Here is a 14415-nt window from a genome sequence, read left to right as displayed (position 1 = left end):
CTTTCCGAGCCCTCGATATCGCGGCGGACCTGGGCGGATACCCGTCGGCGGACCGCTCGCAGATACATCTGTGGTCACCGCCCGTGGTGATCACGTGAGGTGCTGGAAGGACCCATCTTGGCAGTCTCCCGCCAGACCACGTCAGTCTCCACCGTTCCCGGTGCGCCCCGGAGGGTTTCGTTCGCGAAACTCTCCGAGCCGTTGCCGGTCCCGGGGCTGCTCGACCTCCAGACGGAGTCGTTCGAGTGGTTCATCGGCTCGGAGGAGTGGCAAGAGAGGGCCGCCTCGCGCGGTACCACGAACCTCGAGGGAGGCCTGGAGTCCATCCTCAAGGAGATCTCCCCGATCGAGGACTTCTCCGGATCAATGTCGCTCTCGTTCTCGGAGCCCTACTTCGAAGAGGTCAAGGCGTCCCTCGAGGACTGCCGCGAAAAGGATCGCACCTACGAGGCGCCCCTGTTCGTCACGGCCGAGTTCGAGAACACCGAGACCGGTGAGATCAAGTCCCAGACGGTCTTCATGGGTGATTTCCCCATGATGACCGACAAGGGCACGTTCATCATCAACGGCACCGAGCGGGTCGTCGTCTCCCAGCTCGTCCGGTCGCCGGGCGTGTACTTCGATCGCTCGCGTGACAAGTCCACGGAGAGGGACGTCCACTCCGTCAAGGTCATCCCGTCGCGTGGCGCGTGGCTCGAGTTCGACGTCGACAAGCGCGACACCGTCGGCGTCCGCATCGACCGCAAGCGTCGCCAGTCGGTCACCGTCCTGCTCAAGGCCCTCGGGTGGACGACCACCGAGATCAAGGAGCGTTACGGCTTCTCGGAGATCATGATGTCCACGCTCGAGAAGGACACGGTCGAGGACACCGACCAGGCCCTGCTCGAGATCTACCGCAAGCTGCGCCCGGGCGAGCCGCCGACCCGCGAGTCCGCGGAGGCGCTCCTGGAGAACCTGTTCTTTAAGGAGAAGCGCTACGACCTGGCCCGCGTCGGTCGTTACAAGGTCAACCGCAAGCTCGGTCTGCCCGACCCCGAGGGTGACGCCACCACGACGCTCACCCGCGAGGACATCGCCGCCACCATCGAGTACCTCGTGCGCCTCCACGCGGGCGAGGAGTCGATGCAGGTGGCCGGTGGCCGCGAGGTGCCGGTCGAGGTCGACGACATCGACCACTTCGGCAACCGTCGTCTGCGTACCGTCGGCGAGCTCATCCAGAACCAGGTCCGCGTCGGCCTGTCCCGCATGGAGCGTGTCGTCCGCGAGCGCATGACCACACAGGACTCCGAGGCGATCACCCCGCAGTCGCTGATCAACATCCGGCCCATCACGGCGGCGCTCAAGGAGTTCTTCGGAACCTCCCAGATGTCGCAGTTCATGGACCAGAACAACCCGCTGTCGGGTCTGACCCACAAGCGTCGTCTGTCCGCGTTGGGCCCCGGTGGTCTGTCGCGTGAGCGCGCCGGGCTCGAGGTCCGCGACGTGCACGCCTCGCACTACGGCCGCATGTGCCCGATCGAGACCCCCGAGGGTCCGAACATCGGTCTGATCGGTTCGCTCTCGGTGTACGCGCGGGTCAACCCGTTCGGTTTCATCGAGACCCCGTACCGCCGCGTCTACGAGGGCGTCGTCACCGATCAGGTGGACTACCTCACCGCCGACGAGGAGGACCGCTACGTCGTCGCGCAGGCCAACTCGGAGATCGACGCCGACGGCCGCTTCGTCGAGGACCGCATCCTCGTGCGCAAGAAGCACGGTGATGTCGAGATGGTCGAGCCGGGCGATGTCGACTACATGGACGTCTCGCCGCGACAGATGGTCTCCGTGGCCACCGCGATGATCCCGTTCCTCGAGCACGATGACGCCAACCGTGCCCTGATGGGCGCGAACATGCAGCGGCAGTCCGTGCCGCTCGTGCGTTCCGAGGCGCCGCTCGTCGGCACCGGCATGGAGCTGCGCGCGGCCGTGGACGCCGGCGACGTGGTCGTCAACACCGCCCCGGGCATGGTGGAGGAGGTCTCGGCCGACTTCATCACCGTGATGGACGACGACGGCGGGCGTCAGACCTACCGCCTGTCGAAGTTCGCGCGCTCGAACCAGGGCACCTGCTCCAACCAGCGTCCGATCGTCGACGAGGGTGACCGCGTCGAGGTCGGCCAGGTCCTGGCCGACGGCCCCTGCACCGAGAACGGCGAGATGGCGCTGGGCAAGAACCTGCTCGTCGCGATCATGCCGTGGGAGGGCCACAACTACGAGGACGCGATCATCCTCTCGCAGCGCCTGGTGGAGGAGGACGTGCTCACGTCCATCCACATCGAGGAGCACGAGATCGACGCCCGCGACACCAAGCTGGGCGCCGAGGAGATCACCAGGGACATCCCCAACGTCTCCGACGAGGTCCTGGCGGACCTCGACGACCGCGGCATCGTGCGCATCGGCGCCGAGGTCCGTGACGGCGACGTCCTCGTCGGCAAGGTCACCCCGAAGGGTGAGACCGAGCTGACCCCGGAAGAGCGCCTGCTGCGCGCCATCTTCGGGGAGAAGGCGCGCGAGGTGCGCGACACCTCGCTCAAGGTGCCCCACGGTGAGTCCGGCAAGGTCATCGGCGTCCGCGTCTTCTCTCGGGACGACGACGACGACCTGCCCCCCGGCGTCAACGAGCTGGTGCGCGTGTACGTCGCGCAGAAGCGCAAGATCCAGGACGGCGACAAGCTCGCCGGTCGACACGGCAACAAGGGCGTCATCGGCAAGATCCTCCCCGCCGAGGACATGCCGTTCATGCCCGACGGCACGCCGGTGGACATCATCCTCAACACGCACGGCGTCCCGCGTCGTATGAACATCGGTCAGATCATGGAGACCCACCTCGGCTGGCTGGCCAAGGCCGGCTGGGAGGTCCCGCGTGAGGCGGACGGCTCCCTGCCCGACTGGGCGACCAAGCTGCCGGAGGAGATCCACAGCGTCGAGGCCGGCACCAACACGGCCACGCCCGTCTTCGACGGCGCGGCGGACACGGAGATCACCGGTCTGCTCGGCTGCACCCTGCCGAACCGTGACGGCGAGCGCATGGTGCAGGCCGACGGCAAGGCGACCCTCTTCGACGGTCGCTCCGGCGAGCCCTTCCCGTACCCGGTGTCCGTGGGCTACATGTACATCCTCAAGTTGCACCACCTCGTGGATGACAAGATCCACGCGCGTTCGACCGGTCCGTACTCGATGATCACCCAGCAGCCGCTCGGCGGTAAGGCCCAGTTCGGTGGCCAGCGATTCGGTGAGATGGAGTGCTGGGCGATGCAGGCCTACGGCGCGGCGTACACGCTGCAGGAGCTGCTGACGATCAAGTCCGACGACGTCGTGGGCCGCGTGAAGGTCTACGAGGCGATCGTCAAGGGCGAGAACATCCCGGAGCCGGGTATCCCGGAGTCCTTCAAGGTGCTTCTCAAGGAGCTGCAGTCGCTGTGCCTCAACGTGGAGGTGCTCTCCAGCGACGGCCAGGCCGTCTCCCTGGGTGAGGGCGACGACGACGATCTCGACCGCACCGCCGCGAACCTGGGGATCAACCTCTCGCGCGACGAGTCCTCGGCGGCCGACGAGCTGGCGCAGTAAGTAGGCGGGCGGGCGGCAGCCCTGTCGCCCGCCCCGCACCCGAAGAATTCAGTTCCACCACGGCGGGCCCCCGGCCCCACCCCGCGAGGCCCGCCATCATCCCACCCGGGAAAGGACGCCTACGTGCAGGACGTCAACTACTTCGACGAGCTGGTCATCAGCCTCGCGACGGCCGAGGACATCCGTAACTGGTCCTACGGCGAGGTCAAGAAGCCGGAGACCATCAACTACCGCACCCTCAAGCCGGAGAAGGAGGGCCTGTTCTGCGAGAAGATCTTCGGCCCCACCCGGGACTGGGAGTGCTACTGCGGCAAGTACAAGCGCGTGCGCTTCAAGGGGATCATCTGTGAGCGCTGCGGCGTCGAGGTGACCCGTGCCAAGGTCCGCCGCGAGCGCATGGGCCACATCGAGCTGGCCGCGCCCGTCACCCACATCTGGTACTTCAAGGGCGTCCCGTCGCGCCTGGGTTACCTGCTGGACCTGGCGCCCAAGGACCTCGACAAGATCATCTACTTCGCCGCCTACGTCATCACCGGCGTCGACACCGAGCTGCGTCACAACGAGCTCAGCACCCTCGAGGCCCAGGTCCTCGAGGAGCGCAAGATCATCGAGGACGAGCGGGACTCCGACATCGAGGCCCGCGCGCGGAAGCTCGAAGCCGATCTCGCCGAGCTCGAGGCCGAGGGTGCCAAGGCCGACCAGCGCCGCAAGGTGAAGGACGGCGGCGAGAAGGAGATGAAGAAGATCCGCGAGTCGGCCCAGCGCGAGCTGGACCGTCTCGACGAGATCTGGACCACCTTCACCAAGCTCGACGTCAACCAGATCATCGTCGACGAGGGCATCTACCGCGAGCTCGAGGACCGCTTCGGCGAGTACTTCGAGGGCGGCATGGGCGCCGAGGCGATCCAGGCGCTGCTGCTGAACTTCGACCTGGCCGCCGAGGCCGAGTCGCTGCGGGAGATCATCCGCAACGGCAAGGGTCAGAAGAAGATCCGCGCCCTGAAGCGCCTCAAGGTCGTCTCCGCGTTCCTGCAGTCGGGCAACCACCCGGCCGCGATGGTCCTCGGGGCCGTCCCGGTGATCCCACCGGAGCTGCGTCCGATGGTCCAGCTCGACGGTGGCCGCTTCGCCACCTCGGACCTCAACGACCTCTACCGTCGGGTGATCAACCGCAACAACCGCCTCAAGCGGCTGATGGATCTCGGCGCCCCCGAGATCATCGTCAACAACGAGAAGCGGATGCTGCAGGAGTCCGTCGACGCGCTGTTCGACAACGGCCGGCGTGGCCGGCCCGTCACGGGCCCGGGCAACCGCCCGCTCAAGTCGCTCTCGGATCTGCTCAAGGGCAAGCAGGGCCGGTTCCGTCAGAACCTGCTCGGCAAGCGCGTCGACTACTCCGGTCGTTCCGTGATCGTCGTGGGCCCACAGCTGCAGCTGCACCAGTGTGGTCTGCCCAAGCTGATGGCGCTCGAGCTGTTGAAGCCCTTCGTCATGAAGCGTCTGGTGGACCTCAACCACGCGCAGAACATCAAGTCCGCCAAGCGCATGGTCGAGCGTCAGCGCGACCAGGTGTGGGACGTGCTCGAAGAGGTCATCGCCGAACACCCGGTGATGCTCAACCGTGCGCCCACGCTGCACCGCCTCGGCATCCAGGCGTTCGAGCCGCAGCTCGTCGAGGGCAAGGCCATCCAGCTGCACCCGCTCGTGTGTGAGGCCTTCAACGCCGACTTCGACGGTGACCAGATGGCCGTGCACCTCCCGCTGTCCGCGGAGGCGCAGGCCGAGGCGCGCATCCTCATGCTCGCCTCGAACAACATCCTGTCGCCGGCGTCGGGTCGTCCGCTCGCCATGCCGCGTCTGGACATGGTGACCGGCCTGTACTACCTCACCCGTCTGGACGAGGGTGCGACCGGCTCGTACGTCCCGGCCTCCGAGGACACCCCCGCCGTGGGCGTGTACTCGACGCCGTCGGAGGCCATCATGGCCGTCGACCTCGGCGTGCTGGACATCCACGCCCCGATCCAGGTCCGACTGACGCACCAGCGTCCGTCGACCGACGTCGAGGCCGAGCAGTTCCCCGAGGGCTGGACGCAGGGCCAGGAGTGGCTGACCGTGACCACCCTCGGTCGCGTGATGTTCAACGAACTGCTCCCGGCGGACTACCCGTTCGTCAACGAGCAGATGCCCAAGAAGCGTCAGGCCGTCATCATCAACGACCTGGCCGAGCGCTACCCGATGATCGTCGTGGCGCAGACGGTGGACAAGCTCAAGGACACCGGTTTCTACTGGGCCACCCGCTCGGGTGTCACCATCGCCATGTCCGACGTGCTGGTCCCGCCGGCCAAAAAGGAGATCCTCGCCTCGTACGACGCGAAGGCCGCGCGCCTGGAGTCGCAGTACGACCTCGGCAAGATCACCGACGAGGAGCGCAAGTCGGACCTGGTCAAGCTCTGGCAGGAGGCCACCGACGAGATCGGTCAGGCCATGGAGGAGAACTACCCGGACTCCAACCCGATCCCGACGATCGTGAAGTCGGGCGCGGCGGGCAACATGACCCAGATCCGCTCGCTCGCGGGCATGAAGGGTCTGGTGACGCGTCCGAACGGCGAGTTCATCCCGCAGCCGATCAAGTCCTCGTTCCGCGAGGGCCTGACCGTGCTCGAGTACTTCATGAACACGCACGGCGCCCGTAAGGGTCTGGCCGACACCGCCCTGCGTACCGCCGACTCGGGTTACCTCACCCGTCGTCTCGTCGACGTCTCGCAGGACGTCATCGTGCGCGAGACCGACTGTGGGACGTCGAAGGGTGTCGAGACGACCATCGCCCGCCCGGTGATGGACGTCCACGGCAGCCCGACCGGGTCCCTCGAGCGCGACGAGCACGTCGAGACCTCGACGTTCGCCCGGACGCTCGCGGAGGACGCGCTCGACGCCGACGGCAACGTGATCGTCGCCGCGGGCACCGACCTCGGTGACCCGAACATCGAGGCGCTGATCGTCGCCGGTATCGAGAAGGTCAAGGTCCGGTCGGTCCTCACCTGCACCACCGGTACCGGCGTCTGTGCGACCTGCTACGGCCGCTCGATGGCCACCGGTCTCCTGGTGGACATCGGCGAGGCCGTCGGCATCGTCGCCGCCCAGTCGATCGGTGAGCCGGGCACCCAGCTGACGATGCGTACCTTCCACCAGGGTGGCGTCGGTGACGACATCACCGGCGGTCTCCCGCGCGTGCAGGAGCTCTTCGAGGCTCGTGTTCCGAAGGGCAAGGCGCCGATCGCCGAGGAGGCGGGCCGGATCCGTCTCGAGGAGGAGGAGCGCTTCTACACGATCACGATCGTGCCGGACAACGGTGCGGACGAGATCGTCTACGAGAAGCTGTCGAAGCGCCAAGGCCTGGCCCATATCGAGCTGGAGGACGGCTCCTCCCGCCCGATCGCGGACGGCGATCACCTCGAGCGCGGGCAGGCCCTCCTCGAGGGCCCGGCCGATCCGCACGAGGTGCTGGCCATCCTCGGCCCCAACGGTGTCCAGAAGTTCCTCGTCGACGAGGTGCAGAAGGTCTACCGTGCGCAGGGTGTGTCGATCCACGACAAGCACCTCGAGGTCATCGTCCGTCAGATGATGCGTCGAGTCGCGATCAACGACTCGAACAGCACCGAGTTCCTGCCCGGTGCGCTCGTGGAGCGTGCCGAGCTCACGGCGGAGAACCGCCGCGTGCTCACCGAGGGCGGCTCGCCGGCCTCGGCGCGTCCGGTCCTCATGGGCATCACCAAGGCCTCGCTGGCCACGGACTCGTGGCTCTCGGCTGCCTCCTTCCAGGAGACCACCCGCGTGCTCACCGACGCCGCCATCAACAAGCGGTCGGACAAGCTCGTGGGCCTCAAGGAGAACGTCATCATCGGTAAGCTCATCCCGGCGGGTACCGGCATCAACCGCTACCGGAACTCGACGGTCGAGCCCACCGAGGAGGCCCGCGCCGCCGCGTACTCCATCCCGGACTACGGCGATGGTTTCTACGGTCCCGAGGACGGGTTCGGGGACGCCACCGGCGCCTCGGTCCGCCTGGACGACCTGGGCTACTGAGCAGACCCCACGGCGACGAACCGACCGTGGAGTGACACCGACACCGGACCCCCGAGCGCCTCTCGCGCCGGGGGTCCGGTGCGTTCGTCCGGCCGTGTGTGGGACCGGGGCGAACGTGTTCTAGACTTTCCCGATGTGCCCGTCGCGGCCCGCGACACTCGCCGACGGCGGGCCGACGACCATGAAGGAGGCGATCGAGAAGTGCGGATCGCGCTGCTCTCGTACCGGAGCAAGCCACACGGCGGGGGCCAGGGCGTCTACGTCCGTCACCTCAGCCGCGAGTTGGCGGCACTCGGACACACGGTCGAGGTGTTCTCCGGTCAGCCCTACCCGGAACTCGACCCGGGCCCCACGCTCACCGAGGTCCCGAGTCTGGACCTGTACAACGACGCGAACCCGTTCCGTACCCCGCACCCGCGGGAGATCCGCGACCTCATCGACGTGCTCGAGGTGGTCACCATGTGGACCGCCGGGTTCCCGGAGCCGCGGACGTTCAGCATGCGGGCCGCGCGCACACTCCGGGAGCGTCTGGACGACTTCGACGTGGTGCACGACAACCAGTGCCTGGGATCCGGCCTGCTGGACCTGGAGAAGGCGGGTTTCCCCGTCGTGGCCACGGTGCACCACCCCATCACGCGGGATCGCGCGCTGGCCATGAAGGAGGCCCCGCTGCGCAAGAAGATCACCACGTGGCGCTGGTTCGGGTTCCTGGGCATGCAGATGCGGGTCTCCCGCAAGCTGCAGGAGATCATCACGGTCTCCAGCAACTCCGCCGATGACATCGCCACCGACTTCGGCGTGGACCCGGACCGCATCGTCACGATCCCGCTGGGCGTGGACACCGACCGGTTCCACCATCGTCGCGTGCGCGAGCCCGGCCGCCTGGTCTGCGTGGCCAGTGCCGATCAGCCGCTCAAGGGGGTGCCGGTCCTGTTGCGCGCGCTGGCCAGGGTCCGCGAAGAGCACCCGGGCGTGCGCCTGACGCTGGTGTCCAAGCTCAAGCGCAAGGGTGAGGCCGCGAGGCTGCTCGACAAGCTGGGCCTGCGGGACGCGGTGGACCTGGTGTCCGGGGTCGACGACGACGAGCTCGCCGATCTCGTCGGGTCGGCCGAGATCGCGGTCGTTCCGAGCATGTACGAGGGTTTCTCCCTGCCGGCGGTGGAGGCCATGTCCAGCGGCTGCGCTCTCGTCGCGACGCGTGCCGGCGCGCTGCCGGAGGTCGTCGGCACGGACGACTCGGCGGCCCGACTGGTCGAGCCGGGCGACGTCGACGCGCTGGCCCGTGAGATCAGCGCGCTGCTGTCCGACCCGGCCGAGCGGCAACGCCTCTCTCAGGGCGGCCGTGCACGGGTCATGGAGCGTTACAGCTGGGCCGCCGTCGCCCGCCGGACCGTCGAGGTCTACGAGGCGGCGATCGCCCGGGTCCGCGGCGACGCGCTGCCGGACCTGACGGCCGGGCCGGTCCTCGGGCCGGATCAGACCGAGATCGACGAGCACGTCACCGATGACGTGCCCGAGGTGCTCCCGGAGTCCGGTGAGTACACCATCCGTGAGCAGGAGGACGCCGCATGCTGACCGCTGATTTCGACCGTCTCGGGGTCACCCCCGGTATGCGAGCCATCGACGTGGGGGCCGGCCTCGGTCGTCACACCTTCGAGCTCTACCGGCGTGGCGCGGACGTCACGGCGTTCGACCAGAACGCCGACGAGATGCAGCAGGTCTCCGACATGCTCGCCGCCATGGAGGCCGAGGGCGAGGGGCTGCCCACCTCGAAGGGGGAGGCCGTCACCGGGGACGCGCTCAACATGCCGTACGAGGACGGGACCTTCGATCTGGTGCTCATCTCCGAGGTGCTCGAGCACGTCCCGGAGGACACCAAGGCCATCGCCGAACTGGTGCGGATCCTCAAGCCGGGCGGCGTCGCCGCGGTGACAGTGCCGCGTGAGTGGCCGGAGAAGCTCTGCTGGAAGCTGTCCGACGCCTACCACTCCAACCCGGGTGGGCACTGCCGGATCTACACCGCCGAGGAGTTGGGGTTCAAGCTCCGCGCGGCGGGCCTGGAGGTCACCGGCACCGGGTTCGCCCACGCGCTGCACGCCCCGTACTGGTGGCTCAAGTGCGCGGTGGGCACGGAGAACGACGACCACCCGTTGCCGAAGGCGTACCACAAGCTGCTCGTCTGGGACCTGATGAAGGGGCCCTGGATCACCCGCACCGCCGAGAAGGTGCTCAACCCGGTGATGGGCAAGTCCATCGTGTTCTACCTGCGTAAGCCCGTGGAGGCCTGATCGTCCGTGCAGACGCCCAACACCGGAGTCACCAGCCAACGTCCGGTCCCCGCCGTGCCCGGGGTCCTCGACGCCGACGCGGTCCGCGCCACCGGCGAGTGGCTCGCCTCCGTCCAGAAACCCAACGGTGAGATCCCGTGGTTCACCGGCGGTCACACCGACCCCTGGGATCACGTGGAATCGGCGATGGGCCTGTCCGTCGCGGGTCAGTGGGAGGCCGCCGAGAGGGCGTACGGGTTCCTCCGGGACACCCAGCGGGGCGACGGGTCGTGGCCGATGAAGTGGCAGGACGACCACGTCGCCGACGGTGACATCGACTCCAACTTCTGCGCGTACGTCGCGGTGGGCGTGTGGCACCACCACCTGGTGAGCGGCAGGCCCGGCTTCCTCGAGTCGATGTGGCCGACGGTGCGCCGGGCACTCGACCTGGTGCTGACCTTCCAGGGTCCCGAGGGGCAGATGTGGTGGGGCGCCGGACCCGAGGGCTTCTGCGAGGAGGCGCTGGTCACCGGCTCGTCCAGCATCCACCACGCGCTGCGCTGCGGCGTCGCGATCGCCGAGGAACTCGGCGGGAGCGCGCCGGACTGGGACGCCGCCGCCGACCGGCTGGGCCATGCGCTGCGCGCCCACCCCGAGCTCTTCACACCCAAGGACGAGTTCTCCATGGACTGGTACTACCCGGTCCTGGCCGGTGTGATGGTGGGGGACCAGGCACAGGCGCGGCTCGACTCCCGGTGGGACGACTTCGTGGTGGACGGCCTGGGCATCCGCTGCGTCGACCACCGGCCGTGGGTCACCGGGGCCGAGACGTGCGAGCTGGTGCTCGCCCTGGAGGCGGCCGGGCGACACGAGCAGGCGCTCGCGCAGTTCACCAACATGCAGCACCTGCGGGACACCGACGGCTCCTACTGGACCGGACTCGTCTTCGCCGACGGCAAGCGGTGGCCGGTCGAGCTGAGCACATGGACCGCGGCCGTCATGTTGCTGGCGGCGGACGCCCTCTCGCGCACCACCCCGGGCAACGAGATCTTCCGCTACGTCTCGCACCACACCATGCAGCGTCTGCAGTCCCAGCCGGGGGATCCGGCCGACTGCGTGGCGGGCGAGGTCTGCCCACCCGCCGCCGTCGTGCGCTAGTCTGTGGCGACACCGCCGCTGGACACCTGTCTGATCAGGTGTCGGGCGGCGGGTCGACGCAGCGCACGAGGGAGAACGCATGGAATTCGGACTGACCCTGTTCACCAGTGACCGGGGCATCCGGCCGACCACGGCCGCCGTGGCCGCCGAGCGCGCCGGGTTCTCCGCGTTCTACGTTCCCGAGCACACGCACATCCCGGTGCGGCGCGAGGCCGCGCACCCGGGTACCGGCGGCGCCGAACTCCCCGACGAGCGGTACAGCCGCACCCTGGACCCGTGGGTCGCCCTCGGCGCCGCCGCGGCGGTCACGTCGACCATCCGTCTCGGCACCGCCGTGTCCATCCCGGTGGAGAGCGACCCCCTCACGCTGGCCAAGACCATCGCGTCGGTCGACCACCTCTCCGACGGGCGCACCGTGCTCGGTGTGGGGTACGGCTGGAATCTGGACGAGATGGCCGACCACAACGTGCCGCCGCAGCGTCGGCGCACCATGCTCCGCGAGTACCTCGAGGCCATGCGGGAGCTGTGGACGCACGACGAGGCCGAGTACCACGGAGAGTTCGTCGACTTCGGTCCCAGCTGGGCCTGGCCCAAGACCGCCCGCACGCCCGGCCCGCTCACCCTCGTGGGAGCGGCCGGCACGGAGAAGAACCTCAAGTGGATCTGCCGCAGCGCCGACGGCTGGATGACCACCCCGATCTCCCAGGACATCGCCGGCAGCGTACGGACGCTGCGGGAACTGTGGGCCGAGGCCGGCCGGGAGGGCGAGCCCTACATCGTCGTCCTCGACGGGAAACCGGATCACGAGAAGATCGACGCCTACCGCGAGCTCGGCGTCCACGAACTCGTCTACGGCACCCCGGACCGGACCGAGGACGAGGTCCTGGCCTACATCGACCGCCTCGCCGGCAAGCTCGGACTCGACGCCCTGGTCTGAGGCGGGCGGGGCTCCCGGGAGCGCCCCACCGGGACTCCGCACGCCGGTACCGTCAGGGTATGGACACCAGCGCGCCCGCCGCCCCCGTCGTCGTCGTCACCGGAGCCGGGGGCGGCCTCGGGGCCGCCACCACCGCGCTCTACGCCTCCCGGGGCTGGCACGTCGTGGCCGTCGACCTCCAGGCGCCGCCCGGCGGTGACCGAATCACGCCCCTCGCCGCCGACGTCACCGACTCCGCCTCGCTCACCGCCCTGGCCGACCGGGTCCGACGCGAGCACGGCCGCCTCGACGCGCTCGTCACGTTCGCGGGCGTCCTCGGGATCGGGCCGCTGGCCGAGACCGATCCGGACCGGGTGCAGCAGGTCCTGGACGTCAACGTCATGGGCACCGTGCGCACCGTCCACGCCCTGTGGGACCTGCTCCGGGAGACCCGCGGGAGGGTGGTGCTCATCAGCTCCGAGACCGGCCCCCAGCACGGCATGCCGATGAACGGCGCCTACGCCATGAGCAAGCACGCGATCGAGGCCTACGGTGACGCGCTGCGGCGCGAGCTGATGTTCCTCGGCCTGGACGTCGTGCTCGTCCAACCGGGTCCGTTCCGCACCGGGATGACCGCCTCGATCCGGCGGCGCTTCCAGGAATCGACCGCCCCCGGTTCGCCGTTCGCCGCGATGGCCGCGGTGATGGGGGAGATGGCCGCCGGTGAGGACGACAAGGCCACCGACCCGTCCGTGCTCGCGGAGGCCGTGTGGACCGCCGGTACCACCGCGCGCCCCCGCCGCCGCTACGCCGTGCGATGGGACCTCGGCCGGCGTCTCCTGGACCACCTGCCGGTGGCGGTCGTGGACAAGGCGCTCGTCCTGGCGCTGGGCGGGAAGATCAACGCCAAGAAGCTGGAGCTGCGCCGCGAGGCCGTCGACGCCCGGGCCGAGATGAGCGAGGTCGTCGAATGAGCAACCTCGACCCCGACCCGCCCGAGATCGAGTGCGAGGCCGGCGGTGCGCCGGGCGGGCCCCGTTCGGCAGAAGCGCAGCCCGGCGGGGCCGTCGTGGAGATCATCACCTCCCGCGAGGTGCCCCTGGGCGGGCCGCGGGCGATGACGGTCCGCCGGACGCTGCCGCAGCGCCAGCGTTCGCTCATCGGCGCCTTCTGCTTCGTCGACCACTACGGACCGGATGACGTCTCGGCCACCGGCGGCATGGACGTGCCCTCGCACCCGCACACCGGCCTGCAGACCGTGAGCTGGCTCTTCGAGGGCAGCGTCACCCATCACGACTCCGGGGACAACCATGCGGTGGTGCGCCCGGGGGAGGTCAACCTCATGACCTCCGGCTCCGGCATCTGCCACACCGAGGTCTCGACCCAGGACACCACCGTCCTGCACGGCGTGCAGCTGTGGACCGTGCTACCCGAGGAACACCGCGAGAGCAGCGGCCGCAGGTTCGACCACCACGTGCCCGACCCCGTCGGATTCGCCGGCGGATCGGCGCGGGTCTTCATGGGGTCCCTGCTGGGCTCGTCGTCGTCGGTCACCACCTACACCCCCCTCGTCGCCGCGGAGCTCCGGCTCGACCCCGGCGGCGAACTGCGACTGGACGTCGACCCGGCCTTCGAGCACGGGCTGCTCGTCGACTCCGGTGATCTCACCCTCGAGGGCGTCGACGTCGAGGTCAGCCACCTCGCGTACACCGGCGTCGGCGAGACCACCCTGACGATCCGCAACACCGGCACCACCGCCGGGCGGGCGGTCCTCATCGGTGGCACCCCGTTCGAGGAGGACATCATCATGTGGTGGAACTTCATCGGCCGGACCCACGACGAGATCGCGGGCTACCGCGAGCAGTGGGAGGCCGGATCGGAGCGCTTCGGACGCGTGGACGGCTACATCGGCCACGACCCGCGGGGGCTGACCCGGCTGCCCGCGCCCACCCTGCCCACCACCACCCTCAGACCGCGGGTCAACCCGGACCCGCGCGCGCAGTCGACCCCGATGTGAGAGGACACCGCAGATGACCGAGTACACCGACAAGACCGGCGCGACCGTGACCGTGGACCGAGCCGACTCCACCGAGGCGTTCGAGGTCCGGGACGCCTCCGGCGAGGTCGCCGGCCACGCCGACTTCCGCGACCACGCCGGCGAGCGCGTCTTCCACCACACCGTGGTCGACGAGCAGTTCGGTGGCCGGGGCATCGGCACCGCACTCGTGCGCGGCGCGGTGGAGGCCACGCGCGACGAGGGGATCACCATCGTGCCGGTGTGCTCGATGGTGGAGGGTTTCCTCGGCAAGAACGCGGACGAGTTCGCCGGCGCGTACCGGGAGGCCACGGACGCCGACCGGGCGCGATTCGGCGGGGAGGGCTGAC

Annotated in this window: 9 protein-coding genes; all 9 read left to right on the top strand. The window is 69.1% G+C overall.

The window, feature by feature from the left end:
• Window positions 1-99 precede the first annotated feature (99 nt).
• The 9 genes from AYO52_RS10455 to AYO52_RS10415 all read left to right on the top strand — a co-directional run bounded on the left by AYO52_RS10455 (window position 100) and on the right by AYO52_RS10415 (window position 14414).
• Complete coding sequence (locus AYO52_RS10455; RefSeq protein WP_067716798.1) at window positions 100-3606, top strand: DNA-directed RNA polymerase subunit beta; 3507 nt, start codon at window positions 100-102, stop codon at window positions 3604-3606.
• Window positions 3607-3729: 123 nt separating this feature from the next.
• Window positions 3730-7689, top strand: coding sequence for a DNA-directed RNA polymerase subunit beta' (locus tag AYO52_RS10450; RefSeq protein ID WP_067716795.1), 3960 nt, complete (start codon window positions 3730-3732; stop codon window positions 7687-7689).
• A gap of 201 nt (window positions 7690-7890) precedes the next feature.
• Entirely contained in the window at window positions 7891-9264 is a 1374-nt protein-coding gene (locus AYO52_RS10445; RefSeq protein WP_067716793.1) for a glycosyltransferase family 4 protein, read from the top strand.
• Window positions 9258-9977 (top strand): class I SAM-dependent methyltransferase, encoded by a 720-nt coding sequence (locus AYO52_RS10440; protein WP_067716790.1) that lies wholly within the window; start codon window positions 9258-9260, stop codon window positions 9975-9977. The genes AYO52_RS10445 and AYO52_RS10440 overlap by 7 nt, the downstream gene beginning before the upstream one ends.
• Window positions 9978-9983: 6 nt before the next feature.
• Window positions 9984-11114: a prenyltransferase gene (locus tag AYO52_RS10435; RefSeq protein WP_067716788.1), complete on the top strand. Its 1131-nt coding sequence runs from the start codon at window positions 9984-9986 to the stop codon at window positions 11112-11114.
• Between the two features lie 79 nt (window positions 11115-11193).
• On the top strand, window positions 11194-12051 hold the full coding sequence (locus tag AYO52_RS10430) for an LLM class F420-dependent oxidoreductase (RefSeq protein ID WP_067716785.1): 858 nt from the start codon (window positions 11194-11196) through the stop codon (window positions 12049-12051).
• Window positions 12052-12110: 59 nt separating this feature from the next.
• Window positions 12111-13004 (top strand): SDR family NAD(P)-dependent oxidoreductase, encoded by an 894-nt coding sequence (locus AYO52_RS10425; RefSeq protein WP_067716782.1) that lies wholly within the window; start codon window positions 12111-12113, stop codon window positions 13002-13004.
• A complete protein-coding gene (locus AYO52_RS10420; protein WP_067716780.1) occupies window positions 13001-14047 on the top strand; it encodes a pirin family protein in 1047 nt (348 codons plus the stop codon). The genes AYO52_RS10425 and AYO52_RS10420 overlap by 4 nt, the downstream gene beginning before the upstream one ends.
• A gap of 13 nt (window positions 14048-14060) precedes the next feature.
• Entirely contained in the window at window positions 14061-14414 is a 354-nt protein-coding gene (locus AYO52_RS10415; protein WP_067716777.1) for a GNAT family N-acetyltransferase, read from the top strand.
• The last annotated feature ends 1 nt before the right edge of the window (window position 14415 follow it).

It is taken from the genome of Dietzia sp. 111N12-1 (genome assembly GCF_001658045.1).
GTDB classification, from domain to species: domain Bacteria; phylum Actinomycetota; class Actinomycetes; order Mycobacteriales; family Mycobacteriaceae; genus Dietzia; species Dietzia kunjamensis.
Note: the sequence above shows the minus strand (reverse complement) of the source record. Positions and strands in the feature narration are given on the sequence as shown.

Bases quoted from the DNA above. Each gene is read 5' to 3' on its own strand.
- AYO52_RS10440 (WP_067716790.1), top strand. From the start codon at position 9,258: ATGCTGACCGCTGATTTCGACCGTCTCGGGGTCACCCCCGGTATGCGA.
- AYO52_RS10430 (WP_067716785.1), top strand. From the start codon at position 11,194: ATGGAATTCGGACTGACCCTGTTCACCAGTGACCGGGGCATCCGGCCG.
- AYO52_RS10425 (WP_067716782.1), top strand. From the start codon at position 12,111: ATGGACACCAGCGCGCCCGCCGCCCCCGTCGTCGTCGTCACCGGAGCC.
- AYO52_RS10420 (WP_067716780.1), top strand. From the start codon at position 13,001: ATGAGCAACCTCGACCCCGACCCGCCCGAGATCGAGTGCGAGGCCGGC.
- AYO52_RS10415 (WP_067716777.1), top strand. From the start codon at position 14,061: ATGACCGAGTACACCGACAAGACCGGCGCGACCGTGACCGTGGACCGA.